At 39.5% G+C, this 24,251-nt stretch carries 18 protein-coding genes; 14 read left to right on the forward strand and 4 right to left on the reverse strand.

What is annotated here, in order from left to right:
* Positions 1-20: 20 nt before the first annotated feature.
* From GR929_RS19335 to GR929_RS19365, 7 genes are all read left to right on the forward strand, one after another.
* On the forward strand, positions 21-1,028 hold the full coding sequence (locus tag GR929_RS19335) for a FecR family protein (protein WP_159522975.1): 1,008 nt from the start codon (positions 21-23) through the stop codon (positions 1,026-1,028).
* A 232-nt stretch (positions 1,029-1,260) separates the two neighbouring features.
* Positions 1,261-4,542, forward strand: coding sequence for a TonB-dependent receptor (locus GR929_RS19340; RefSeq protein WP_235934489.1), 3,282 nt, complete (start codon positions 1,261-1,263; stop codon positions 4,540-4,542).
* A gap of 11 nt (positions 4,543-4,553) precedes the next feature.
* A complete protein-coding gene (locus GR929_RS19345) occupies positions 4,554-6,239 on the forward strand; it encodes a RagB/SusD family nutrient uptake outer membrane protein (RefSeq protein ID WP_159522979.1) in 1,686 nt (561 codons plus the stop codon).
* A gap of 118 nt (positions 6,240-6,357) precedes the next feature.
* A complete protein-coding gene (locus tag GR929_RS19350; RefSeq protein ID WP_159522981.1) occupies positions 6,358-8,733 on the forward strand; it encodes a glycoside hydrolase family 2 TIM barrel-domain containing protein in 2,376 nt (791 codons plus the stop codon).
* Positions 8,734-8,870: 137 nt separating this feature from the next.
* The gene (locus GR929_RS19355) at positions 8,871-9,098 is read left to right on the forward strand and encodes a glycosyl hydrolase family 28-related protein (RefSeq protein WP_159522983.1); all 228 of its coding nucleotides are present in this window, start codon (positions 8,871-8,873) and stop codon (positions 9,096-9,098) included.
* Positions 9,099-9,127: 29 nt separating this feature from the next.
* Positions 9,128-9,433 carry a hypothetical protein gene (locus tag GR929_RS19360; protein ID WP_235934492.1) on the forward strand — a complete coding sequence of 102 codons (306 nt, stop codon included), beginning with the start codon at positions 9,128-9,130 and terminating at the stop codon, positions 9,431-9,433.
* Positions 9,434-9,512: 79 nt separating this feature from the next.
* Positions 9,513-9,812: a hypothetical protein gene (locus GR929_RS19365; protein ID WP_159522987.1), complete on the forward strand. Its 300-nt coding sequence runs from the start codon at positions 9,513-9,515 to the stop codon at positions 9,810-9,812.
* An 87-nt stretch (positions 9,813-9,899) separates the two neighbouring features.
* Here the strand turns inward: GR929_RS19365 and GR929_RS19370 are convergent, their stop codons facing one another.
* From GR929_RS19370 to GR929_RS19380, 3 genes are read right to left on the reverse strand one after another with little or no spacing between them, the layout of a single operon-like run.
* The gene (locus GR929_RS19370) at positions 9,900-11,255 is read right to left on the reverse strand and encodes a RagB/SusD family nutrient uptake outer membrane protein (protein WP_159522989.1); all 1,356 of its coding nucleotides are present in this window, start codon (positions 11,253-11,255) and stop codon (positions 9,900-9,902) included.
* 6 nt (positions 11,256-11,261) lie between these two features.
* Positions 11,262-14,474 carry a SusC/RagA family TonB-linked outer membrane protein gene (locus GR929_RS19375; protein ID WP_159522991.1) on the reverse strand — a complete coding sequence of 1,071 codons (3,213 nt, stop codon included), beginning with the start codon at positions 14,472-14,474 and terminating at the stop codon, positions 11,262-11,264.
* Positions 14,475-14,496: 22 nt separating this feature from the next.
* Positions 14,497-15,825 (reverse strand): TlpA family protein disulfide reductase, encoded by a 1,329-nt coding sequence (locus GR929_RS19380; RefSeq protein ID WP_159522993.1) that lies wholly within the window; start codon positions 15,823-15,825, stop codon positions 14,497-14,499.
* Between the two features lie 623 nt (positions 15,826-16,448).
* On the opposite strand from GR929_RS19380, the gene GR929_RS19385 reads away from it, so the two are divergent.
* The 5 genes from GR929_RS19385 to GR929_RS19405 all read left to right on the forward strand — a co-directional run bounded on the left by GR929_RS19385 (position 16,449) and on the right by GR929_RS19405 (position 21,696).
* On the forward strand, positions 16,449-16,697 hold the full coding sequence (locus GR929_RS19385; protein WP_159522995.1) for a helix-turn-helix domain-containing protein: 249 nt from the start codon (positions 16,449-16,451) through the stop codon (positions 16,695-16,697).
* A 364-nt stretch (positions 16,698-17,061) separates the two neighbouring features.
* Complete coding sequence (locus tag GR929_RS19390; RefSeq protein WP_159522997.1) at positions 17,062-17,616, forward strand: hypothetical protein; 555 nt, start codon at positions 17,062-17,064, stop codon at positions 17,614-17,616.
* A 121-nt stretch (positions 17,617-17,737) separates the two neighbouring features.
* On the forward strand, positions 17,738-18,751 hold the full coding sequence (locus GR929_RS19395; protein ID WP_159522999.1) for an SMODS domain-containing nucleotidyltransferase: 1,014 nt from the start codon (positions 17,738-17,740) through the stop codon (positions 18,749-18,751).
* A 31-nt stretch (positions 18,752-18,782) separates the two neighbouring features.
* Positions 18,783-20,885, forward strand: a complete 2,103-nt coding sequence (locus GR929_RS19400) for a ThiF family adenylyltransferase (protein WP_159523001.1) — start codon at positions 18,783-18,785, stop codon at positions 20,883-20,885.
* Positions 20,878-21,696 carry a DUF6602 domain-containing protein gene (locus tag GR929_RS19405; RefSeq protein WP_159523003.1) on the forward strand — a complete coding sequence of 273 codons (819 nt, stop codon included), beginning with the start codon at positions 20,878-20,880 and terminating at the stop codon, positions 21,694-21,696. The genes GR929_RS19400 and GR929_RS19405 overlap by 8 nt, the downstream gene beginning before the upstream one ends.
* A gap of 402 nt (positions 21,697-22,098) precedes the next feature.
* On the opposite strand, the gene GR929_RS22055 is transcribed toward GR929_RS19405, so the two are convergent.
* The gene (locus GR929_RS22055) at positions 22,099-22,221 is read right to left on the reverse strand and encodes a hypothetical protein (RefSeq protein ID WP_262886064.1); all 123 of its coding nucleotides are present in this window, start codon (positions 22,219-22,221) and stop codon (positions 22,099-22,101) included.
* Positions 22,222-22,987: 766 nt separating this feature from the next.
* Between GR929_RS22055 and GR929_RS22205 the strand changes: the two genes are divergently transcribed.
* Positions 22,988-23,152 carry a sigma-70 family RNA polymerase sigma factor gene (locus GR929_RS22205; RefSeq protein WP_394366238.1) on the forward strand — a complete coding sequence of 55 codons (165 nt, stop codon included), beginning with the start codon at positions 22,988-22,990 and terminating at the stop codon, positions 23,150-23,152.
* A gap of 64 nt (positions 23,153-23,216) precedes the next feature.
* Positions 23,217-24,215, forward strand: a complete 999-nt coding sequence (locus tag GR929_RS19415) for a FecR family protein (RefSeq protein WP_159523007.1) — start codon at positions 23,217-23,219, stop codon at positions 24,213-24,215.
* Positions 24,216-24,251 lie beyond the last annotated feature (36 nt).

The following is a 24,251-nucleotide window of genomic DNA, read 5'->3' on the forward strand; positions in this document are numbered from 1 at the left end:
TTCGTGCAAATAATAAGTGTATGGAACGAAATATGAAAAATACTGAGGACATAATGAATCTTGCCGCAGGCTGTATTGAGCCAGGACGTGAAGAAGAATTATTTTCAGAGATCGAGAAGGATCCGGAAAGTGAAAAGATATATAACAAGGCAAAAGCAGCATGGGCCTTTCTGGCATCATCCAAAGATATGCCAGAATACAAAATCGAAAATTCATACAAAAAGCTACAAGCAAGACTAAATACGAGAAGTAAAACACTCCGGTTAAAAACAAATCTTCTTTTAAAATACGCCGCTGTCCTGCTATTGTTTCTGTGTACACTACCGTTAGCATTCTTCCTGAAAAATCAATTTGCCAATGAGACCGACTTAAAATACACATCAGTAGTTGCCAAGTATAAACAGATCGCTGAAGTGATTTTACCGGACAGCTCAGTTGTAGTGTTAAACTCAGGAAGTACGTTAACATACAACAACAACTACTCTCGGGACAATCGTGATGTATCCTTAATAGGAGAAGCCTATTTTGACATCAAAAAGAATAAAAAAATCCCATTAACGGTTAGTATTAATGATTTTAAAGTGAAGGTTTTGGGAACTAAGTTCAATGTCAGCGCTTACCCGGATGACCAGAAGATAACCGTTGCCCTTGAAACAGGAGCAGTTGAATTGCAGCATGAAATAAGCAAATCCTTCAGTTATAAACTGGAGCCTGGAGAAATAGCAGAATATAACAAAGCGATAAAAGATGTCAGAGTGAAAAAAACATCTATAGGAGATTATACCGCTTGGAAAAATGGGTTATTAGTTTTCAAAGATACACCAATGGATGAAGTCATTAAGATATTGGAAAGAAAGTTTAACGCAGATTTCATCGTTGAAGATTCTGCCATTTATGACCCTGCGTTTAATGCAACATTCCAAGACGAGAATCTGGTTGAAGTTCTGGATTACATTAAATTCACATGCCATGTCAACTATACTATTGGTAAAGATGATCGCAACAGAACAATCATAAAGCTCTACTAAAATTACTTGTAGTTAACCTAAAACAACCGCTTATGAAATAAAACGATGCTTAAAAAAAAGGAGATGCTACAAACACCTCCTTCTCTGTTTCTTATGTGCTTAAGCTCCTTATACTTTTTGCACATAATAATTTGAATTACAAAACTCAAATCATTACAAATTTATGAAAAAAAATCATTATTCATGGATTTCCACGGCTAAGCTTCTGTGGAGATCGAAACTGTTAAAAACAATGAGACTAACCTTGTTTGCAATACTGGTAAGTGTAGTCCAAATTTTTGCTACAAATGCACAAGCTCAGCAAACCCGTCTGAGCCTAAACCTGAAAAATACTTCCATAAGGAGTGTATTTGGACAAATTGAAAATCAGACCGATTTTTATTTTATCTACAATGCCAAAGCTATTGATGTTGAAAAAGAGGTGAGTATTGATGTTGAAAATGAATCGATCCCTGAAATACTTGACGAGATTTTTGAAGGGACAAATGTCTCCTATAAAATCGATAAAAGGCAAATTGCTATCTCGACAAATTTAGCAGGAAATGCTGTTCAACAAGACATCACCATTTCTGGCCGCGTCACCGACTCCTCTGGTCAACCGCTTCCGGGAGTAACTGTTTTGATAAAAGGTACCACTCAAGGAACGGTCACCGATTTTGATGGAAACTACACCATTGGGGAGGTTCCTGATGATGTAGCTTTGGTGTTTTCTTTTGTGGGAATGAAATCGCAAGAGATTGCTGTTGCAGGAAAAACATCAATTAATGTTATAATGGAGGAAGATGCGATCGGCATTGAGGAAGTTGTGGCTATTGGCTATGGAACCATGAAAAAAAGTGATTTGACAGGAGCTGTTCAGCGTGCTGACTTGACTGCTATGCAAAATTCTCCCAATGTTAATGCTATACAAGGAATTAAAGGAGTAGTCCCAGGGCTGAATGTTGGCACGAGCACAACGGCTGGAGAAGCTCCTGATATATCAATTCGTGGGCGCAACTCTATCTCTGGTACAACAAGCCCTTTAATTGTCTTAGATGGTATTATTTATCGTGGGAATCTTTCGGATATCAATCCCAGCGACATAGAGTCAATTGACGTATTAAAAGATGCCAGTAGCGCAGCTATTTATGGATCACAGGCAGCAAATGGAGTTCTATTAATTACTTCAAAAAATGCAGAAGTTATGTCGAAGCCGGTGATAGAATATAATGGAACTTTTTCACATCAGGCATTAATCAAGGACCTGAGGCCTTTGGATAGAGATGGGTATATACAATTAGTAACCGATTCGTATATGCATAAAAGTCGTAGTGGTGATGATCTGCACCCGAATCCTGATTATGACATCACCTCCGATTTTATGAGGATAGAAGATATGCAAGGATATGCAAACGGTACCAATATCGATTGGCTAGACCTTCTCTCAGTGGATTTTCCTTATATCCAAAATCATAATTTGAGTTTACGTGGTAAAAATGAACTTGCTTCATATTATCTTTCATTTGGGTTAACTGATCAGAAAAATGTCGTTAAGAATGATACGTACAAACGGTATAGTTTCCGCGTAAATATAGATGCGAAAGTTACCGATTGGTTTAAAGTAGGGACGCAATCATTTTTTACTGTGAGTGATATGTCTGGAGCAAATGTGAGCTTTGGTAGCATTCTGCGTACGTCTCCCCTTGTTACTCCTTATGATGCGGAAGGGAATTTGGTTATTCAACATTGGGGAGGAGAAACTAATCCTCTGTTATACTTCGATATGCCGGATGATGATAAACGCTACAACCTAACAGGTAACTTCTATGGAGAAGTAAATCTACCCTTGAAAGGATTGACTTATCGTGCAAATTATTCCCAAAACTTGGTGTTTAGCAAGCATAATGTTTTTGATCCCTATGGTAATGGATTACAGGGAGATGCACAGAAAAATAATAGTTTCGCCCAATCTTGGACTTTCGACAATATCGTTAATTACAAAAATACATTCGACATTCACCAGGTTGATGCTACGTTTGTTTACGGAGTTGAAAATCGTGACTACGAATGGACAAATACGACAGCCAATAATTTCAATGACAAGACGTTAGGTTATAATAGCTTAGAGTCAGCTCAGAGCGATTTGAACGAACTCTCATCTGGAGCATGGGAAGAAACCAGCCTCTATATGATGGGGAGATTGAATTATACTTATAATTCTCGTTATTTAGCAACAGCAACAATAAGACATGATGGGTTTTCAGGCTTTGGGGCTATGCATAAGACCGCACTTTTCCCATCCGCATCGTTGGCCTGGCGATTGAGTGAAGAAGACTTTTTTAAAGATAAACTAGGACATATTGTAGATAATTTAAAAATCAGAACTTCATATGGTATAAATGGTAATCGCACAGCGGGACGATATGCAACTCTTGCATCTATGTCAACTGGTGATGGTTACGTATATGGCGATGGTGGGTCTCCTGAGTTGAAACAATCGGTTAACAATATGGCAAATGCTGATCTGAAGTGGGAAACAACTGCTTCGTTGAACTTTGGGATGGATTTTAGTCTGTTTAATAACCGTTTATCTGGTACCTATGAATATTACAATTCAAAAACAACAGACTTGATCTACGACATAAATATTCCTTACATGAATGGGGTTAACTCGAGCAGTATAGCTTCAAATATTGGGGAATTAAGTAATCATGGACATGAGGTTGGTATTACTGGTGTTCCCGTTAAAACAAGTGATTGGGAGTGGACTTCTACCTTTAATTTCTCATTAAACCGTAATCGGGTGGTTAGTATAACTGGATTGGATAATAATGGAGATGGGCGTGAAGATGATCTAGTCTCAGAAAAAATATTCATTGATGAACCATTGGGTGTAGTGTATGACTATAATATCATTGGGATGTGGCAGGTAGATGAGTACAACCAGGGAATACTTCCGCAAGGCTCAACGTACGGTACTTATAAGGTCGAAGATATTAATGACGACGGTATTTACTCAGCCGAATTCGACCGGAAGATACTTGGTTATACCGATCCTTCATATCGTTTTAGTTGGCATAACAGGGTGAATTATAAGAATTTTGAATTGAACGTTTTTATAAATTCAGTGCAAGGGGGATCCAATTACTTTTATGGGTCACCAATGTCGTCATTAGGTGTAAACACGGGTATTTTATTTAACTTCTTCGATTTTGATTATTGGACACCAGAAAATACCGATGCAAAGTACCGACAACCTTACCAGTGGAATCAGGCTTTGGGTTCAAATTTTCACCCCTACCAACAACGTAGCTTTATTCGTTTACAAGAAGTCTCGCTTGCTTATTATCTCCCAGAATCACTTTTAGAAAAAATGACATTTAGTCGCGCAAAGGTATTTATAACTGGTACTAATCTTTTCACACTTACCAATTGGGAAGGCTGGGATCCTGAGGCCAATCAGGGAGTGTCGAATAGTCTTAGCGGCTATCCCACAATGAAAAACTTTACTGTCGGTTTGAATTTTGAATTTTAAATTGAAAAGAAATGAAAAAATATATATTAACTTTTATAATGTCGGCTATTATGCTGATATCGTGCAACGAAACGAGCTGGCTAAAGGAAGAACCACTTGATTTTCTGGCCCCGGAAAATGCATACACAACAACTGTACAGTACCGGCAAGCTTTAAATTTTCTATATGACAACTATCGTTATTTCCTCTGGAGTTCAGCAGAAGACTTTAGAGTTACGCTGTCATGTTCAGATTATGCACATGGTGGGTACGACTTTCCCGATCAAAAGTATAATAATTTTAAGGGATGGATAACATCGGAATCAAGTTATGTTCAGCAATTGTGGACGACTTGCTATAATGGAATTGGAAATGCAAATATGATACTTTCTCGCCTTTTGGATGCGACAGAGGTAAGTGACGATGATAAAGCTATAATACGAGGAGAGACATTATTTTTTCGGGCCCTTTATTATCGCATCCTGGCTAATATGTACGGTGGAGTACCTATTGTTACTGAGCCGCTTAATTCGCCAAAACTTGATTTTACGCGTAATGCACGGATCGAAGTATATGATCAATGTCGTGTCGATTTAGAAGAAGCATCTTCTTTGCTCAAAAATATTGAAAATACTGGTGACGGCTATATCAACAAACAGGCGGCACAGCACTTGCTTGCAGAAGTTTATATAAGTCTTGGTGAATACCAGAAAGCAATTGGTTCGGCCTCGTCTGTCATTGACCACCAAGGAATGGGCTTGATGACACAACGTTTTGGCTCACGGAAAGATGAACCTGGTGACGTGTATTGGGACCTTTTCCGAGCAAACAATCAAAACCGAAGTACCAGTGGTAATACAGAAAGTATATGGGTGTTGCAATATGAATATCAGAATGCTGGCTCATCTTATTCGTGCCAAACATTGCGGCAAATTATCCCAGGATATTATTCTATTGTAGTGGAGTCGAACGAACCCGGCAAAACAGTCGCTGCTTTTACCACCTGGACAGCAGAAAAAGGTGGTCGAGGCATAGGCGCCGTCCAGCCTAATCCCTGGTTCTTTAATGAACTCTGGGACGATGATAATGATATTCGTAATTCAGACTACAACATTATCAAGGATTTTCGGATTGATAATCCTAATGCAAAAGGGTTCGGGCAATGGTTTGTAAAAGACGGCTGGGTACAAGAGAGCCACGAGATCCGTCTTTGGTACCCGTTTATCCAAAAATTTAGCCGGACAGGCAATTTCCCTGCTGAAGCGTATGCGATAAACGCAGATGGGACACTCAAGACTACCGCTTTGGGAGAACATGCATTGCTCAATAGCAATGGTTTGGATCGCAGTTCGTTTAAAGACGAATATGGTTTCAGGCTAGCAGAAACATATCTTTTGCGTGCTGAGGCTTATTTAGGAGCATCCCAAAATGACAAAGCAGCGGAGGATATCAATGCTGTGAGAGCCAGAGCAAATGCCTCTGCTGTGTCCGCAGGGGATATTGATATCGATTTTATTCTTGATGAGCGTATGCGGGAACTTTACAGCGAAGAGGTGCGGGTGTTTACTCTAAATCGGTTAGGGAAAATGGTAGAACGTACAAAGAAATATAACTTGACAGGATATAATATTGGCGATTACCAAAACATTTGGCCGATCCCTTACGGTGAAATAGAGAAAAATACAGGGGCTGTTTTAGAGCAAAATCCTGGTTATTAAGCCATGGAAAGGTAGTTTTTATGGGGGTGTAAAAATTTGATTTGCATCCCCATAATTCGATGTAATTGAAGGATGGATAAATCAAGATCTTTTAAAATATAAATAGAATATAGAAAGCATGAAAAAAAAATTGAAGGATGTAGCTTTATTAACAAGTTTCTTGATCATGTTGTCGCTACATGTATTTTCCCAAAACGAATTAAGAGTAAAAGAAAATTTTGACTTTGACTGGAGGTTTACACTTAGTGATTCTACTGTTTATCAGCAAGCTGAATATGATGATTCTAATTGGGGTATTGTAAAACTTCCGCATGACTGGAGCATAAATGAGCCAGCGGGGATAAATTCTGGACGGTCAATGGGGTTTTACCCGGGAGGGATAGGTTGGTACCGTAAAACTTTCACTATTCCTTTGGGATACGAAGGAAAAATAGTTTCAATACAACTTGACGGCGTTTATCATCAAAGTGATGTCTATATCAATGATAAGCATGTAGGATTTCATCCTTACGGTTATACTACATTTGAGTATGACCTAACTGATCATTTAAATTATGGTGGTGCAAATACGATTGCTGTTAGAGTTGATCATAGCGATGCTCCTTCCTCAAGATGGTATTCAGGCTCTGGTATCTACCGGCATGTTTGGCTCAAAGTAACCAATCCTGTACATGTAGCTACTTGGGGGACGTACATAACCACTCCTAATATATCAGAGAATGAAGCAACGGTAGATATCGAGACAACCATAGAAAACAGTAGACAAGAGCTGGCAGAGGTCTCGGTTCAGAACCAAATTTTTGATGAGCAGGGAAACGTAGTCGCGCAGAATCAGTCAAAGATTAAAGTGGGTGAGTCAAAAAAAGAAGTACTACGGCAATCTATCCTGCTCAATGAGCCTCTATTTTGGTCGATCGAGGAACCTCATTTATACACGATGGAAACGACTCTAAAGGTAAAAAGTAAAATCGTAGACAATTATAAAACTACGTTTGGAGTTCGAAGTATTCGGTTTGACGCAAACAAAGGTTTCTTTTTGAATGGGGAAAATATTAAACTAAAAGGTATGTGCCTTCATCCTGATGCAGGTTCTCTTGGTACGGCAGTGCCTGATAAATCCTACTTGAGGCGACTACGAATTTTAAAGGAATATGGAGTTAATGCAATTCGATGCTCTCATAATCCGCCGAGCCCTGAATTCTTAGATATGTGTGATAGCTTAGGATTTGTAGTTATTGACGAGGCTTTTGATAAATGGAAAAGCGGATACTATTCTGAGTACTTTGATGAATGGTGGAAAAAGGATGTGGAAGCAATGGTACTCAGGGACCGAAATCATCCGTCAATTATTTTGTGGAGTATTGGAAATGAAACCCGAGAACAGGATCTTACATCTAAAGAAGGTACGAAAAGAGCAATTATGCTTAGGGATTATGTCCATCGACTGGATCAGAGTCGTTTGGTTACAGCGGCAATCAGACCAACATTTGATAGAAATTATAATAAAACGGGCTTTGCAGAATCTCTTGATATTGTGGGATATAATTACCAAGAGCCATGGCTGATAGATGACAAAGAAGAGTTTTTTAATCGTATCATGTATATTTCCGAAGCATTCCCTTATTACAGGGGAAGAGATGGTAAGTATAAAGATTTTTATCCGCTGAATCCCTGGTATGATGTTGCTCAAAACGATTTTGTTTTTGGTCAGTTTATATGGGCAGGGATTGACTATATTGGAGAAAGTACCAATTGGCCTAGCACCGGATGGCCTACAGGACTTTTTGATGTTTGTATGAATGAAAAGCCCAGTGCTGCTTTCCATCGGTCAGTATGGAATGACGAGCCCATGGTTAGGATCGCAGTGGCAGATCAATCTTTAAATATTGATCCAGGTAAACCTCATTGGAGTTGGCCTTTCTTAGCTGCCCACTGGAATTTTCCACAATATGAGGGGCATGTTATAAACGTACAGACAACCACAAACTGCGATGAAGTTGAACTTTTTCTCAATGACAAATCATTAGGGATTAGAAAAACATCGGATTATACAAATAATACCATCACCTGGAACATCCCTTACGAAGCGGGAACTCTACACGCGGAAGGTTATAGTGGAGAAGAAGAAGTTTCTTATTACGAATTAAAAACTTCAGGTAAACCATCCAGAATTGTGTTATCAGCAGATCAGCAACAGATATTGGCTGACGGGCAAGATTTGTCACATATCACCATTCAGTTAGTAGACGAACAAGGTATCCCAGTACCTGATGCAGACCAATTAATATCTGTTGAAATTATCGGAAATGCCAGTTTAATAGCTTTGGATAATGGCGATTTACGAGTAGATGCTCTTCGAAAAGGAAATAAAATCGCAACATATTTTGGTAAAGCTCTCGCTACAGTTCAAGCCGGGTTTAAGTCTGGAGATATAAGGATTGTAGTTAAATGTGATCGTCTCCCGGAGGCTAGTTTGGTACTTAAATCTCAATAAAGCCATTTAGTAAGTGTAATTATTATGAGAAGTTCTTTAGTTATCATCTTTCCGCTTACTTTTTTACAATTTTATCCTGTAAAAAAAGCGAACCGTCAATAATTCTACGTAAAATCGAGGTCAATGCGCCTTTTGAAATGTCGGCAATAACAGTTCCTGATTTCGCTAATTGCAGAGAATATATTATTACTGATTTTGGTGCAGTGCAGGGAGACAAGGATAAGACTTCGGTAGCCATTGCAAAAGCAATTGATGAAGCGAATAAAAAAGGAGGAGGTACAGTTATCATTCCTTCGGGCGAGTGGTTAACGGGAAAAATCCGCTTTAAAAGCAACGTGAATCTCCATCTGGAAAAAGGAGACTGAGAAGGGTTTTATTAACTCCTTACACTGCTGTGGTAGTATTTGCTTTTGGAGTTCTTATCAGCAATTTCATTTTTAATACGATATTGATGAAGCACCCGGTAGAAGGGAGCCCTGTCTCGTATAGGCAATATCTCTCTGGAAATTTAAAAGAACACCTAACTGGAATAGCAGGAGGGATTTTATGGTGTATTGGAATGTCATTTAGTATTATTGCTTCCAGCGAAGCTGGATTTGCTATTTCATATGGATTAGGACAAGGGGCAACATTGGTTGCAGCGCTTTGGGGTGTTTTATCTGGAAAGAGTTTAAGCAGACTAAAGGAACTTCAGGGCTAATAACTAAAATGTTTATCCTTTTCCTTGGAGGCATTGCAATGATAATATATGCTGGGCTATAAACTAAAATATAATTGGCATGAAAAAATATGCATTAGTTATCGTTGCTGTGGTCATGGTATTGACCGCAAGTGCCTTTGTGATAACAAACACAAGTAATACCGAATCTCAATCGACTTATTGGTTTTTAATGGATGCATCGGGTAGCAGTGTGACAAGCACCCAGGTGTCCAATCCTGATAACCTGTGTCCGGACAAACTGGAAGATCCGGACTGTGCACGCGAGTATACGGAAAGTCAAACAGAAATTATTGGTGGTGTGCGTCAGGTAAAAGCATCAGAAGTGAACAATCACATCGATTTTCGTTCGAAGGACTAAATAGAAAAAGATGCCCTGAAGGCGGGCACCTTTTTGCTGCTTAATTCAAACCCCGGGAAAACAACTGCCCGGGGTTTTTTAACGACACTATTCCCGGATGTTCTGGGGGATATCGGAAAGTTGAATCACATCATCGGCAATAGGTAACGTATAGTTGGGACTATTGGGCTCCAATTGGTAAATCGTTCCGTTTAGGTTTCGGTACAGTGTTTTGGTGGTGGATGGATTCAGGTTGAGCCGTCGCAGGTCGGTCCATCGGATTGCCCGCAGCAGCAGTTCCTTCCTTCGTTCCCGGAGGATAAGCTCCAGGGCTTCGGCCTGACTATCGGCACTAAGCGGGGTGAAATCACCATTTTCATAACGGGTAGCCAGCAACTCATTCAGCGTGCTGAGCGCTTCTTCAACCGAGCCATTGCGTGCCAGGCATTCTGCTTTGGTCAGGTAACACTCATCAATTGCCAGTCCGTTGAATATTTGTAATGATCCGCAATAACTTCCCCGAAAGGTATACCCTTCACTAACAGGCCGGAACCAGGCCGCCTTGCGGATATCCTCTTCTGTATAAGACCGGAAAAGGAGTGAGTCCACAATCAGGCGGGAGCTGGACAGGGTTGAGTACCGGGTGATTCTGCTGTGAAAGATCACTTCGCTGTTGTAACGCTCCATCGGGTAAGAAGCTGTCAGGTCGAGCTGGTTGAAATCAAGCAGTTCGTAGTTTGACCTTAGTGCTGAATCCGCGTAAGCAAGCGCGTTGTCATAATCCTGCATGGTCAGATGCACCCGCGAAAGCAGGGCATAAGCCGCAGCTTTTACAGGTCGGGTTTTGTAGAGGGAGCTTTCGGGAAGCAAGCTGAGCGCTTTCTGAAGGTCGGCCAGAACCCGGTCGTAAGTTTCCCGGACCGTCGCCCGGCCGACCCGGACATTCAGATCAGAACTTAAGCGCAATGGGAGTCCGTCCCCGTTATTGGAGTCTGATTGATCAAAGGGGGCACAAAATACCTGTGCCAATTGGTAAAATGCGTGAGCCCTAAAGAATAAGGCACTTCCTTTCAGTGTGTTCCATTGGACCGGATTTTCTGTTTGATCCATCTTTTCCAAACCTTCCAATACATAATTGACATAAAAGATCTGTTGGTAGCGGTTGTTCCAATCGATTGACGTGGAGCCTTCCCAGATCTCTTTGGCCCAGATGTAGCCGTTTTTCATATACTCGGAACGCAGGGTATTCCATCGGTCGTAAAGGATATAATAATCGTCTGAGGAGAGTTCGCCCATCCCCACCATATTGGCGTTGTGAACATCAAAATAGTCAAGCATCGACTGCAAGTCATTCAGTGTAGAAGGGACAACCAGTTTTTTATCCCGTTTGGTGTCCAGAAAATCTTCATTGCAGGCAATCATGCCCAGCAGAAACAATAGTAATAGTGGTGTAAAACGTCTCATAATTGCTTAAAGTGTAATGTTAATGCCTAATGAATAAGTTTGTGAAGCCGGGTAGGGCTGGAAAACGTAGTCGGGGTCCAGTTTGTGTTTGTTGGCTCTCCATATGATCCCGATATTATTGACATATCCATAAACAGATAACTTGTTGAAAGGAAGCCAATGATACTGTGATTGCTGTAAGTCGTAGGAGAAATTAATGTCCTGAAACCGGATATGGTCACCTTTTTCGATCAGGATGTCTGAAAAAGTATACATAAAATCGCGTGAGCTGCTTGATCCCGCTGCGGGCATGGAAGGCACCTGCGTGAACAGTTCATCCCCCGGGTTTATCCACCGCTTGCTATAATCTTCGTGGCCTATCCAGGTATCGAAGAGGGCTGAATAGCTTATGGATGGTCTGCGGAAGTAATAGCCAAACTTATAACTGATATTAAACCCCAGCGAGAAATTCCCCAGCCGGAAGTTATTGCGCAGTGAACCAAAACTTGTTGGCAGTGCCGATCCGCTGTAGCTTAAATCTTCCAGCGTTAAATTCGACATAATGGAGCTGTAGTCTTTGGAGATCTCTCCGTCGAAGTAGATTTGCGGATCGCCGGTTTCCGGATCCAGCCCTGCCCATTTCAGGCTGTAAAGGCTGTGCCTTGGATTCCCCGGAACAGGTACGGGAGACGAAGAAAAGTAAGCCGTGATGGTATTACTTTCATAATCATACCGGGTAATTTTGTTGGTTGACTTGCTGTACAGGAGTTGGGCGGTCCAGTTAATGCGGCTGATGGTTTTATTGACGTTTAGCCGGACATCAAGTCCCTGTCCCTTCAGGGCTGAATTGTTACCAATAAATTCGTTGCGCCCACCGACACTGAATCCGATGGTTGGATCCAGTTGCGCCCTGCCAATTAAATCGATGCCTTTCTTTTTGTAGTATTCGATACTACCGGAGATCAGATGGTTTCTGCTTTCGAAATCAAGACCAAAATTGATCATTTTTACTTTTTCCCACCGGAGGTTTGGGTTCGGAGGAGTCAGTATTTGCACATAAGGAAGTCCGGTAACCGAATTGGTGTAGTAATAGCCGGTGGCATAGGCGGTAAGCGATTTGTTTACATTACCGCTGTAACCATAGGTCGCTCGTAGCTTCAGCACCGGAAGCCGGTTGCCAAACGGGTAGAACTCTTCAGAACTGACTTGCCAGCCCAAACCGGCTGACCATAACGGAACACCCTTGTTGTTGGCATCTACACCAAATAAATTGGATTTGTCTTTGCGGGCACTTGCCGTAAGCATATAACGGCTTTGGTAACTATACGACGCATTTCCATAGTACGACACATTCCGATCAGTCCGGTCAGTCAGGGAGGCTCCGTCGGGAATCGTTTCGGTGTAGCCATAAGGATTAAGCAGGTAACTGCTTGTATAATCCACACGCGAAGAAGTTAATAAGTCATCGTTATAGCCATATACCCGGTTTGAAAGGCCTGTTGTCTGCGCTTGCCTGACTTCTGTTCCGGCCAGTACGTTTAACTGGTGAATATCGTTCCAGTTCCTGTTAACGTTGAGTTGTCCCCGGGCAGAATGGGAGGCCAGCGTGAGGTAATTGTTATCCAGTATAGCTCCCCGGGGGATGGGGAAGTTTAAGGTGCCGTCAGTATCGGTGTAGGCATACTGGTTGATCAGGTTACGGGTTGCATACAATTCCTGGCGCTGATGATTGCGGGTATGTTTGATGTTCATACTGGTACCGCCTTCCATTGTAAGCCAGGAAGTAAAGTGGTATTTCAGGGCAGTGTTGATCCGGATATCATCGGTGTTGATGTTGTAATCTTTATACTGCAAATCCTCCAACGGAACATACGACCAGTCCAGCAAACCGTTAGCGGGTGCCTGGTTAACAAAGTCGGTGTTAAAATCCCGGACAATAGCCAGTGGTTTTCCATTGTCATCGGCAAGGCGGGCATAGGGATAAATCCCTTTTCCACCTCCACTGGTTATCGTGCTGCTTCCACCATTGTTCTGAGACTGTTTGCTGTGGGTATAAATAATACCGGCAGAAATTTCGAACGAACTTGCCGGGTGATAGCTCAGCATCGAGTTTAGGGTAATCCGGTCGAGCCCGTTACGTACCAGGTTATTCTCGTTCTGGTCGGCTCCGCTGCTTAAATAATAGCTAACCGTTTTACTGCCTCCTTTCATGGAAAATGAATACTGCCTGTTAACACTGTTTTGGTACAGGTATTTGCTGAAATCCCTGCGTACATCCTGTTTGCGGTAATTGTTTAGTTGTTTTTCAGCCTCTTCGGAACTGACTAATCCATCTCGTTGGGCAATTAACAGTTGTACTACCGGTGACATAGCCGGGTGGGCCGAATAGTCCTCCATCCAGGTGTAATAATCCTGTTTAAACAGGCTTTGTTCCACATCAATAAAATCGGATGCATTCAGAAATTGTTTGTTGTAATATAGATCCGGTTTTCGGCCAATGCTTACACTGGCGTTTAGCTGAATGGTAAGGGGCTGTTCCAGCCGGCCTTTTTTGGTGGTAATCACAATCACCCCGTTGCCGGCCCGCACACCCCAGATTGAGGCGGCAGCGGCATCTTTCAGGATCGTGATATTCTCAATGTCATTGGGGTTAATGTTGTTGATATCCCCTTCGTAAGGGAAGTTGTCGACAATAATCAGCGGGCTGGCTTCCGATTGAATAGTGCTTTGCCCCCGGATGCTAAGGGATGGGGAGCCGTTAAACCGGTGGTCGAACAGGAGGCCGCCGGAGATATTTTCCAGCCTGCTTAAGATGTCAGTACTTACAGTCCGGTTTACCAGTTGATTGTCAATAAGGGTGTAGGAACCCAGGGTTTTATCTTTCGACAAGCTTTGGTAACCGGTTGAAACAACTACTTCGCCAATGGAAACCACTTCCTGCTCAAGGTAAATCGTCAGAGGGCTTTCATTTTCCGGAATATAAACAGTCTTTCGGGAATACCCAATATGAGAAACCCGAAGGAAGGATTCAGTAGATGGCAGGACTAATTGAAAGCCACCCAGACTATCGGTTATGGCCGAATATTTTAAATCGGTCGTGGTTATAAAAACTCCGGGAATTGCGTTTCCATCGCTTGATAAAACAGTTCCCCTTACTTGTTTTAGCTGGGCGAACGATTGGGTTGTGATCCCAATACCGATTGCCAGCATGAATAAATAGCGTAACTTTTTTTGCATCATGAGGGTGTGAGTTTTGAGTCGTTTATTTGAATTGTTTAATCACCAGCATATCAATTTCGCAGAGCTCCTGCTCCAGATTTAGTCCATATTGGATCAGGTATTCCTTAAACCGGAGAATGTCCTTCTCGTTCGTTGGAAAGCTGATGTCGATGTCGGAGGTAATGCCGGTTCGGTCAATCACCGGACAGGCTTCGTTCTTGTACAGGCTGGCTACTGCCTTGTAAAAATTCTGAAAAGGCTGCTTCCGATAAACCAGCCGACCCGAATCGTCGGTTGTAATTTTAGAGGTGGGGCTTTTCGAAGCCAGTTTCTCCTGTGTGCCATGTCGTTTCAACACCCAGCACTTTACCTTTCGCTTTTCAATGGTTCCGCGCAGGTGATGGATGCCACCAAAGAAACGGTTTAAATCTTCCAGCATGAGCTCACCGGCCTGTGCTTTTAAAGCGGAGGGAATAATTAACTCGTAGCAATAATACTTGTCGCGGGCAGTTGGCAAATAGGCCGATACGTTTGGAGGGGGCAGGACTTCCTGCTTGTCGAACGCTGAAATACATCGGTTGGGGTGAGCCAGGGTGGTGTTCCCCAGGTATCGCACTGCTCCCTGGTACAATTGCAGGATGGTGCCGTTTAACGCCCTGATCTTGTAACGATCCAGGCTGTCGGTATATACTCCTCCGCCACCGATACCGTCCAGGTAGCCGGTAATTACCGAGTGGTATTGCAAATCTTTTGACTGTCCGCCGTTACCATCAATCAGCAAAGGTTTGGTCAGGTCGTAATCAAAATTGCTTTTCTTTTCGGTAAGAGAGGTCTCGCTGGCCGAGAGCAGGGTTCTGATGTTTTCGGCGGTTACTTCCGCGTCATCGGTAATGGCAAATACTTTCCCGTCTTTAATCCAGACCTCGTGGGGGACATATTTATGAGGAAACAGTTTGGCCAGTGTGGTATCGGCGGTCACCGACGGCAGCGTGATATCCCGGTCCGAAAAGTACCGGGCAATAGCCGCCTGGGGTTGCGAGGTCACCATCAGTACCTGCAGCTGGTCGCCAAACTGGCGTTGCAGCTTTTCAAACTTGGGGATGGCTTCAACACACGGATGGCACCAGGTGGCCCAGAAATCCAGGATCAGCAATTGGCCTTCAAAGTCGGAAAAGCGGGCTGTTCCTTTCGGGTAGTTGACGATATCCGTCAGCAGGATATCGGGAACGGGATCACCAACTTTTAAGGGCGTGGAGGTTGCCGGCCCAGTGACTTGAACTGGTACAGCGGCGCAAAAGCCACAGAAGGTGGCAGGAAGGAATAACAGTGCCACAAGGGATATACTTAAATAGGTTTTAATTGTTTTTTTCATTGTTCGTTTGGTTGATTTTTAATTTTCGAAAAGGGCATAGCAATTCCATGAAGCAGAAAATAGGTTTCATACTTTTAAGATTTTTGTTCGTAAATAGATGGTGTGTTTACCAAAGCCCTCAAGGGTTGAATAAACCTTGAAGGACTACATATGGGAGTTCTTGATGCTGCCCTTCTGTTTAGGGGGCATGTCGGGGAAATAGAAAGCGTTTAAAATGAGCCATAGCACATTCGTTTTCTGGGGTTAAAAACTAGTTGGAGTCTCGTGTGATGGGGTAGGTAGTATAACCTTATGCCAAAACCGGTAAGTTAAGGACAGGCCATAAAAAAGGGCGCGGACTCAACTTATCCGAACTGAGGCACTGGTATACCTTGTACACAGATAAGAGAGCCCACGCCTAGGTCGTGAGCCTTTTTACTTATCATCTCGTGTACTTAAAATTACCAGTTTTCAGTTCGAGACTCTAAGCGAATGCTTCTAATATTTTTGCCTGTAGAAGGTTCGCAAAATTACATCTTTAAAATATAATCTTTTCAAATGTAATAAATTTTTTTAATTGTGGGTTATTATCCCCACAATATTTTTCATCATTATTCTCAAATTGCCATTTAACTACTTCTATTATGGTGATTGGTGATGATAAAAATGAATTTCTATACCTTTTCGGAGAGCGTTTGAAACATCTTAGAATGGATAAAAAACTTAGTTTTAGGCAATTAGCTCAAAATTGCAATTTAGATTATAGCGATATTAGCAAAATTGAAAAAGGAGAAAGAAATATTCAATTGTCCACAGTATTAGAATTGGCGAAAGGATTAGGAGTGCAACCCAAAGATCTTTTTTATTTTGAAATTAAAATAAGCAAAGATTAAAGCTATTGGGACTCTTTATTGCTTTGAGCTACGGATATTAGATTTCTAAAAAGTTACCTAACCCTTTGGTTGTATTAACTGTACTCCCAGAAATAGGCCAATAGTGAATTCCATATTTTACCGTGCATTATAACCTCTAGCAAACTTGTCGTTAATAGTAAATATTTTTACTTTTAACAATAATTTATTTGAACAATAGGTAAATTACTAAAATTCTGACAAGTAAGCGCCCCCTTCATATAGATTTTCATTAGGAGGTTATATTGTGATTGGGGGTAGGAATATGTACTTGGCAATTTGCACAAATGTTATGTACAATGCCGGAAAAATCAGACATATGAAAAACGTAAAAAGTAATTGACAAATGAGTAACTATAATGGTCTTGCTAATCTGATTAGTGTAATTACAGACTTTATTACGGTTTTTGCATTAATTACTGGTGGAATATGGGCTTTATGGAAATGGGGATACCTTGAAAAGATTCGTAAGAAAAAAGAAATGCCAGCAATTGATGGGATTCTAAATTTTAAATTGATAGAAATAAATGAATTACAAGTAGTAGTATCTTTTGAAGCAATTTGGAGTAACAAAGGTTCTTTTGCTATTTATCTAAATAGCAATGACTCTCATCTTAACGGGAAAAAAATAAAGAAAAAATCAGTGTCGAATGGTGCATTGGAGACAGAAAATATTGATATCCAAGAAAAACTATTCTCTGGTAAATATATATTGGAACCACAGACTAATTCAATCATGCAGAAGCAGATAATACTACACAAAAAGGATACATATTTATTTGAATGGATAATTGGTCTCGACGAGAAACATGCTCATGATTTTCACACAAAGGGCGTAGTATTCTGTTCCAGAGAAATTGTAATTAATCCAGAATTTGAATTACGAAAGCTCAGTAAATAAAAAAATGTAATATAGCAGGAGGAAATAATGTGCAAGCTTAAAATAGCCGCGAAATTCAAATAAGTAGATGCTAAAATTAAATCGAATAAAGAATTTGAAACATAAACAAACAATCAAAATTATGGCTACAGATAGGAACAGACATTTACAAAAGTCACTTGAAACGCATGACATTAATAGAGTTGAAAAACTTGACAAATTTATTGCAAAGAAGAATGCTGTTAAAAATGCATTGAACGAAAAGTTTTCTGATTCAAAAGCATCTAATTGTTTAGATTCTGGATCCTATGCTAAAAACACAGCTATAAACACAAAATTTGATATTGATTGTTGCATCCCATTTAAAAAGAAGACAAGTGAAGATGAGAAAGGATATGATAACCTGAAGGATATGTTTGAGGATGTGTATAAATACTTGAGAAATGAATATACTGAAGAAGACGATGATATCACGAAAGATGATGTTAGAAGACAAAAAGTATCCATTGGATTAAAGTTTGATATTGAAGGTGATGAATTTGATATGGATGTTGTACCGGGAAGAGAAAGACCGAATCATAATGATTACAACAACACTTCTACAGATTTAAGTTTGTATATATACCCACCTAATAGATCGAAAAAAGAAACAGACAATAATAAAACTCGAATTAAAACTAACATTAAGACCCATATTGATTTATTGAGCGGATCTGGAAGAACTCATGAAAGAAAAGTTGCCAAGCTACTGAAAGTGTGGAAAACAGAGCGGAAAAATAAAAATGGTGGTAAACTAATCAAATCGTTTATGATGGAGTTATACACCAAAGAAGCTTTCGATAACGCAGAAGAAATACCGGCTGGATTGTGGGCAAAAATAAAAATGGTAATGAATCACATTATTGATAATATTACTGAAAATGATTTAGTTGATCCCGCTAATTCGAGTAATATTGTTTCCGACTCTATGAGTGAAACTGCCAAATCGGAAACAAAAAAAGACATGAAAAAGACTATCAAGGAAATAGATGAAGATTCCGATAAAATAAAGGACTATTTCCCAATAAATGAAGACTATGATGATGAAGATGAAAGTTCTGAATCAGCAAGCACTGCATCTGTATTAAGCACTAGTAAGTTTGGAGAAATTGAATAAGGAGTATAATATAATTAATAAATTCCATTCCTTGATTGAAAAGGATGGTAGTATAAATATAGTTGAAAAACTAAATAAGTTAGACAATTACTATGTTGGTAAAATTAAAGTTCTCTATTTGGATCAGGCTTTACAGTTTGAAATAAAGATCCCTTTATCTTACCCTTTGACTCACCCAAACTCAGACAATATTTCGATTATTTTCAAGAATAAAAATCTTATTGGATTGAATCATATAAATTTAGATGGTTCAGTTTGTTTTCATCCAGACAAAGATGATGAGCTTGAGCGGAAATTTAGTTATGAATTGCTTTGCTTGAAACAGTGGATTAGAGATTATTATGTTTTGAGAAAAGAGGATGAAAACTATGCGTACTTAATTCACCAAGCGGAACAAAATTGTATTGACAAGTTATATTTTACAAACACGAAAACTAACTTTAAAAAACATGAACATGGTGTATTTTCGTACTCGATATTTTCTGACGAAAAGATAGGTGAAAAGAAGTTTCCTGTAAAAAAACTCTTTCGGCTTGGATTTGATGATCACGATAATGACAAGTGGTCAGATTCATTTATACAGATACTCAAAAGTAAAACTTGTAAAAAAGGTTTCTTTTACTTCATTGAAGATGAACCTTTAAATAAAGAAGCCCTTGGAAGAAAAGGAATTGAACAGTGGCATGAGTTAGAGGCTTATTTTAAACCGGAGTTTGTAGATTTTTTATTAAATGGGCTAAAAAATGAATTTGGCAGGAATTTTTACTATGAAAACAGCCTATTTCTCATTCTTGGTTATAAGATACCAAACAAAGAATCTTATGAAGAACACTGGGACTTAATAAGAATTCAAAAAAATAATATTCCTATTGAATATTCTAAGATACCTAAAAAGCAGCAGACCAGCTCAGGAAAAAGATTTGTAAGTCAATTAAATAATAAACGAGTCAACTGGGGTAGCACTGAGAACCTAGATTATGATAGATTTTTCGGAAGAGGAAAGTTAGTTGAAAAAATTACAAACTCAAGAATATTAATTATCGGTTGTGGTGCTCTGGGTAGTTCTTTAGCCGAAGTGCTTGTTAGAAGTGGGGCAAGAAATTTAGTATTGGAGGATTTTGACACCATCAAAGGTGGTAATTTATGTAGAGCTAATTACGACCTGAGAGACATGATCTATTATAAAACTAATAGTTTATCAAAGAACCTACTCTCCATATCTCCTTTTGTTAGTATTAATTCAATATCTGTCAAATTAAACAGTTTTGATATCGAAAAAGTTAAGAGTGTTTTTAATGAAAATATTGATATAATTTTTGATTGCTCAACCGATCCAGAAGTGACTTATATTATTGACAAAATTGATTTCAAAGGTCACGTTTTTAGTTTTGCAATTACAAACCATGCTAAATCTTTTGTTTCAATTTCAGGCAAAAACTTAACCCAGCAAGCTAAAACTATCTTTGATTTAATAGAAAATGATCCTCCTTCATTTTATGAGGGAACTGGTTGCGGTTATCCAACTTTTGAAGCGAATTTCAATGACATTAATGCATTGCTCAATTTGGGGCTTAAAGTAGTCAATGATAAATTCCTAAAAGGAGAAAAAAATGAAACTTTTGTTATCAAACCTTCTTTTATAGACTCCTTATCGATAAATATTGATGAGTTTGAATTTTATAATTGCGATAGTTCTGAAGGTTCATTGCATATTTCTAAAAAAGCTATTTTGACAATTAAAGAGTTATTACATTATTACTTCCCAAATGAATTTGGAGGTGTTTTTATAGGATACAGATCAGATAAAAATATCATAATTACTGATGTGTTAATTCCTGATAGTTATAAAAATGGAAAAACCGTTTTTATAAGACACCCCGGTACGTTAAATGAAAGACTATCAAAATTACATGAAGAGACTAATGGAAAAATCAATTATATAGGTGAATGGCATTCTCACCCAAATGGTAGCACAAGTCCAAGCCTAACCGATTTAAACGCAATGAAGGAAATTAGTAAGGATTTGAAAATTAACAATCCTAATCCAATATTGATGATCTCAAGCGTTACTAAAACATCCTTCGTAAAGGACATTTATTTTTTCGAACAAAACAAGCTTAAAAAATATGAGTAGCGAAATAAACTTAAAGGTTTTATTTAAGGGACTTCAAAAACAAATGGTTAGTCAAATGGAAACTAATCGCGAGTCAATACAGCATCCAGGAACAAAAGGTGATTCATTTGAAGATATTTGGATTGTATGGCTTCGAAAATACCTACCAAGTAGGTACTGTGTTGACAAAGCAATAGTAATTGATTCCAAAAGTCAGACAAGTGATCAAATAGATCTAGTTATTTATGATCAAACCTATACACCGTTTGTATTTAATCAAAATGGTGTAAAATACATACCAGCAGAAGGTGTCTATGCTGTTTTTGAGGTAAAACCAGAATTAAGCAAAAAATATATTCTTTATGCAGGTGATAAAGTTGAAAGTGTAAGAAAGCTTGAAAGAACTTCTGCTAGTATTATAGATAGGGGGCGTAAGCATCCACCTAGAAGTTTAACTCAAATTTTAGGTGGTATTTTAGCCCTTGAAACAACAACTGAAGATTCAACAATTGAAAAGCATATTAAGTCCCTCAAAGGTTTAAAATCATTAGAAATCGGTTGTGCCGTAAACCATAAAAGTTTCACTGTGGACTATAAATCAACTGATACTTCAACGGAAGCATTAGACTTGCTCGATAACAATCAAAAACTTTGGGACTACTATGCGAATAGATCTTTAAATTCTGTTGAATTTAGTTTTAAATACAATTCACTAGTTACATTCTTTCTCCAGCTGACTCGTTATTTACAACAATCAATCGGAACAGTAGCTGCAATTGATTTATCAGAATATGCAAATGCAATTAATTTTGATATTGATGAGGAGCTTTAAGCTTAGGATACAATAAAAACTCGGCCTGCCCCTTGTTTGAGTGAAGCGGAAACGAGGGGTTCGCTGTTTGTCGTTTGCAACGACACTATATTGAAGTTTGCTGTAAGCATTCGCCTTAGCACAGCTTACAAGCTTGCATGAGCTCTCCCGCATGCGCAGGAATGGGAGCGTAAGTCAGGGCAAAGCGCATCTGAGATTGGCAATTCGTGAAATTTATGGGTCAATTTGTTTTGTAGACGGTTCAAACTGCTCAGGGACCACTCAAATTCTTCCGTGGAGCAGTCAAACTGCCGATGGAGGGGTCAAACCTGCCGCGGGGCTAATAAAATAAGGGGGTCCCGCTCTTCCGGGTATGCAAAAAAAACAGGTGTTGTGGCTAGCTATGGTTGCTATTCCAGGGAATTACACCTTGTATAGAGCGATGTACTTCTTGACGGTGTTACGTGACAGGCCCAGGTACCTACTGATAAATTGTTTTGCTTTTCCCTGGTGGTGCAACTGAATGACTTTTCTTACTTTACTCATGTTGATTAATTTATTAGCCATGTTTTCATATTAATTTGTTTAAATCAGTATGAAATTATGGCTTCGACAGAAGTAAAATCGTTCTCTTTTGATGGGTGGTCACTTTAGTCCGGCGCAGGTGGTTACTTTGCTCCGGCACGGGGTGGTCAGTTTAAACTGGCGAGGGTGGTCAGTTTGACCGTTTTTCCCGTCACTTTTACAGATTTGCAGACTATATCTGATGAGGGCTGTAAAACTTGATTTGCTAAAACTCCTTTATTTTGCTTATTTAGCCGTAGCCCATTTTTTGTAATTTTTCTTAATGAGAAGTACCTAATATAATTGTTAATTCATGTTCGAGGATAAGAGTAATTTGCTAACGGGTTTGAAAAGTAAGGATTTGAAGGCTTATGAAATGATATTTTTTTAATATCACGGAAGGTCGGTTTTGTTTGCTAATAAATTTACTTATGATCTGGAAGTTGCTCAGGATATCGTTTAGGACGCTTTTTTTTAACGCTTTGGGAAAAGGCGGACTTGCTTACGATCAATGTTTCTCCTAAGTCCTATCTTTTTCAGATGGTTAAAAACCGAGCCCTAAATCATAAAAAGACATATCGGTGTTAAAAGTTCAGTAAGGGATATCTTAATTGCTGAAATGCAAGCATTGCAGAAAAGTGCATACATCAGTATGGGAGATCAACTGTTCAGCCTGTTGGAATTAGAACTTGAATAAAAAAATGATCAAATTATTCAGAGTTTGCCCGTTAAATGACAACAGGTTTTTGTGATGAGTCGAAAGCAGCATCTGAAAAGTAATAAAATTGCGCTTGAGATGGATATTTCTGTAAAAATGGTCGAAAAATATATATCGAGAGCACTCAAAACTCTACGAACTGAACTAGCCGAGTATACAGGAATTATTCTGTGTTTCATTTTCAATATTTTATAAAAAATATTCCCTAGTGGTAGGGTCTTTTGATTTTTAAGTGTCATAGCTTTTGAAAACCAGTATTATGAATTCGAAAAAGTCGATCAAGTCAAAAATTATCGGGTATCTTGATGGAGAATTGGAACAAGATGAGCTGAAGAAGTTGCAGCAATGGATTGGTAGCTCGGAAGAGAATACACGCTACTATGCCCGAGTTAAGGATTTGTGGGAAAGTTCCATCGGCCGTTATTCAGAGTTTGCCGAAACCGAAAAAGAATGGGCCAGATTTCAGCAGACGGTTAAAAAAGATAGTGTGCGAAAAGTGCACTTTAGAACTGTTGACTGGAGAGTAGCGCTGAGGATGGCTGCGGTGCTGGTCGTCGGAATTTTCTTGGGCAGTATACTTCTCCAAAGTCCTTTCGAAAGCGGTGGAGCGTTAATCACTACTTCTGCTCCGATGGGATCAATCTCGAAAACTCTGCTCGACGATAGTACCGTGGTTTTTCTAAATGCCGGATCTGAAATCCGTTACACAGTGGGTGGACGTAAAGTCAGGGAGGTATTCTTGCAGGGAGAAGCTTGGTTTAAGGTAAAACACATGGACAATAAGGCTTTTATTGTCCATACCGAGTACTATGATGTTCAAGTGTTGGGAACCGAATTCAACGTGAAAGCATACGAAACCGAAAGCGAAGTCACTACCACATTGGAAAAGGGCTCAGTACTGATTTCAGGGAATAAGCAATATGAAATTGAAAAGGAGATCACCTTGAAACCAGGAGAGCAATTAGTTCTGAACCGGGAAAATGCATCGTTCAAAATTAAAAAAGTAAATACCTCGCTATACACATCATGGAAAGATAGTAAGCTGGAATTTGTAAAGATGCGTCTCGATGAATTAATTGTTTTGCTGGAAAGGAGATATGGTGTAGATATAGAGGTCGTTGATAAGGAAATCCTTACCTATCACTACAGCGGAACAATCAAAGATGAGACGATTTTGGAAATACTTGAAATACTTGAGCACACGCTTCCAGTTCATTACGAAATAAAGAATCAGAAGATAAAAATCTATAAGCAATAAGGAAAGGAGGGTTCAGAGAGCAGAGTGAAAAATACG

Origin of the sequence: Sunxiuqinia indica (genome assembly GCF_009847015.1) — a bacterium.
In the GTDB taxonomy this organism is placed as follows: Bacteria; Bacteroidota; Bacteroidia; order Bacteroidales; family Prolixibacteraceae; genus Sunxiuqinia; species Sunxiuqinia indica.

Bases quoted from the DNA above. Each gene is read 5' to 3' on its own strand.
- GR929_RS19390 (WP_159522997.1), top strand. From the start codon at position 17,062: ATGAGTAACTATAATGGTCTTGCTAATCTGATTAGTGTAATTACAGAC.
- GR929_RS19375 (WP_159522991.1), bottom strand. From the start codon at position 14,474: ATGATGCAAAAAAAGTTACGCTATTTATTCATGCTGGCAATCGGTATT.
- GR929_RS19345 (WP_159522979.1), top strand. From the start codon at position 4,554: ATGAAAAAATATATATTAACTTTTATAATGTCGGCTATTATGCTGATA.
- GR929_RS19405 (WP_159523003.1), top strand. From the start codon at position 20,878: ATGAGTAGCGAAATAAACTTAAAGGTTTTATTTAAGGGACTTCAAAAA.
- GR929_RS19365 (WP_159522987.1), top strand. From the start codon at position 9,513: ATGAAAAAATATGCATTAGTTATCGTTGCTGTGGTCATGGTATTGACC.
- GR929_RS19370 (WP_159522989.1), bottom strand. From the start codon at position 11,255: ATGAGACGTTTTACACCACTATTACTATTGTTTCTGCTGGGCATGATT.
- GR929_RS19385 (WP_159522995.1), top strand. From the start codon at position 16,449: ATGGTGATTGGTGATGATAAAAATGAATTTCTATACCTTTTCGGAGAG.
- GR929_RS19395 (WP_159522999.1), top strand. From the start codon at position 17,738: ATGGCTACAGATAGGAACAGACATTTACAAAAGTCACTTGAAACGCAT.
- GR929_RS19355 (WP_159522983.1), top strand. From the start codon at position 8,871: ATGTCGGCAATAACAGTTCCTGATTTCGCTAATTGCAGAGAATATATT.
- GR929_RS19340 (WP_235934489.1), top strand. From the start codon at position 1,261: ATGAGACTAACCTTGTTTGCAATACTGGTAAGTGTAGTCCAAATTTTT.
- GR929_RS19350 (WP_159522981.1), top strand. From the start codon at position 6,358: ATGAAAAAAAAATTGAAGGATGTAGCTTTATTAACAAGTTTCTTGATC.
- GR929_RS19335 (WP_159522975.1), top strand. From the start codon at position 21: ATGGAACGAAATATGAAAAATACTGAGGACATAATGAATCTTGCCGCA.
- GR929_RS22055 (WP_262886064.1), bottom strand. From the start codon at position 22,221: ATGAGTAAAGTAAGAAAAGTCATTCAGTTGCACCACCAGGGAAAAGCA.
- GR929_RS19380 (WP_159522993.1), bottom strand. From the start codon at position 15,825: ATGAAAAAAACAATTAAAACCTATTTAAGTATATCCCTTGTGGCACTG.
- GR929_RS19415 (WP_159523007.1), top strand. From the start codon at position 23,217: ATGAATTCGAAAAAGTCGATCAAGTCAAAAATTATCGGGTATCTTGAT.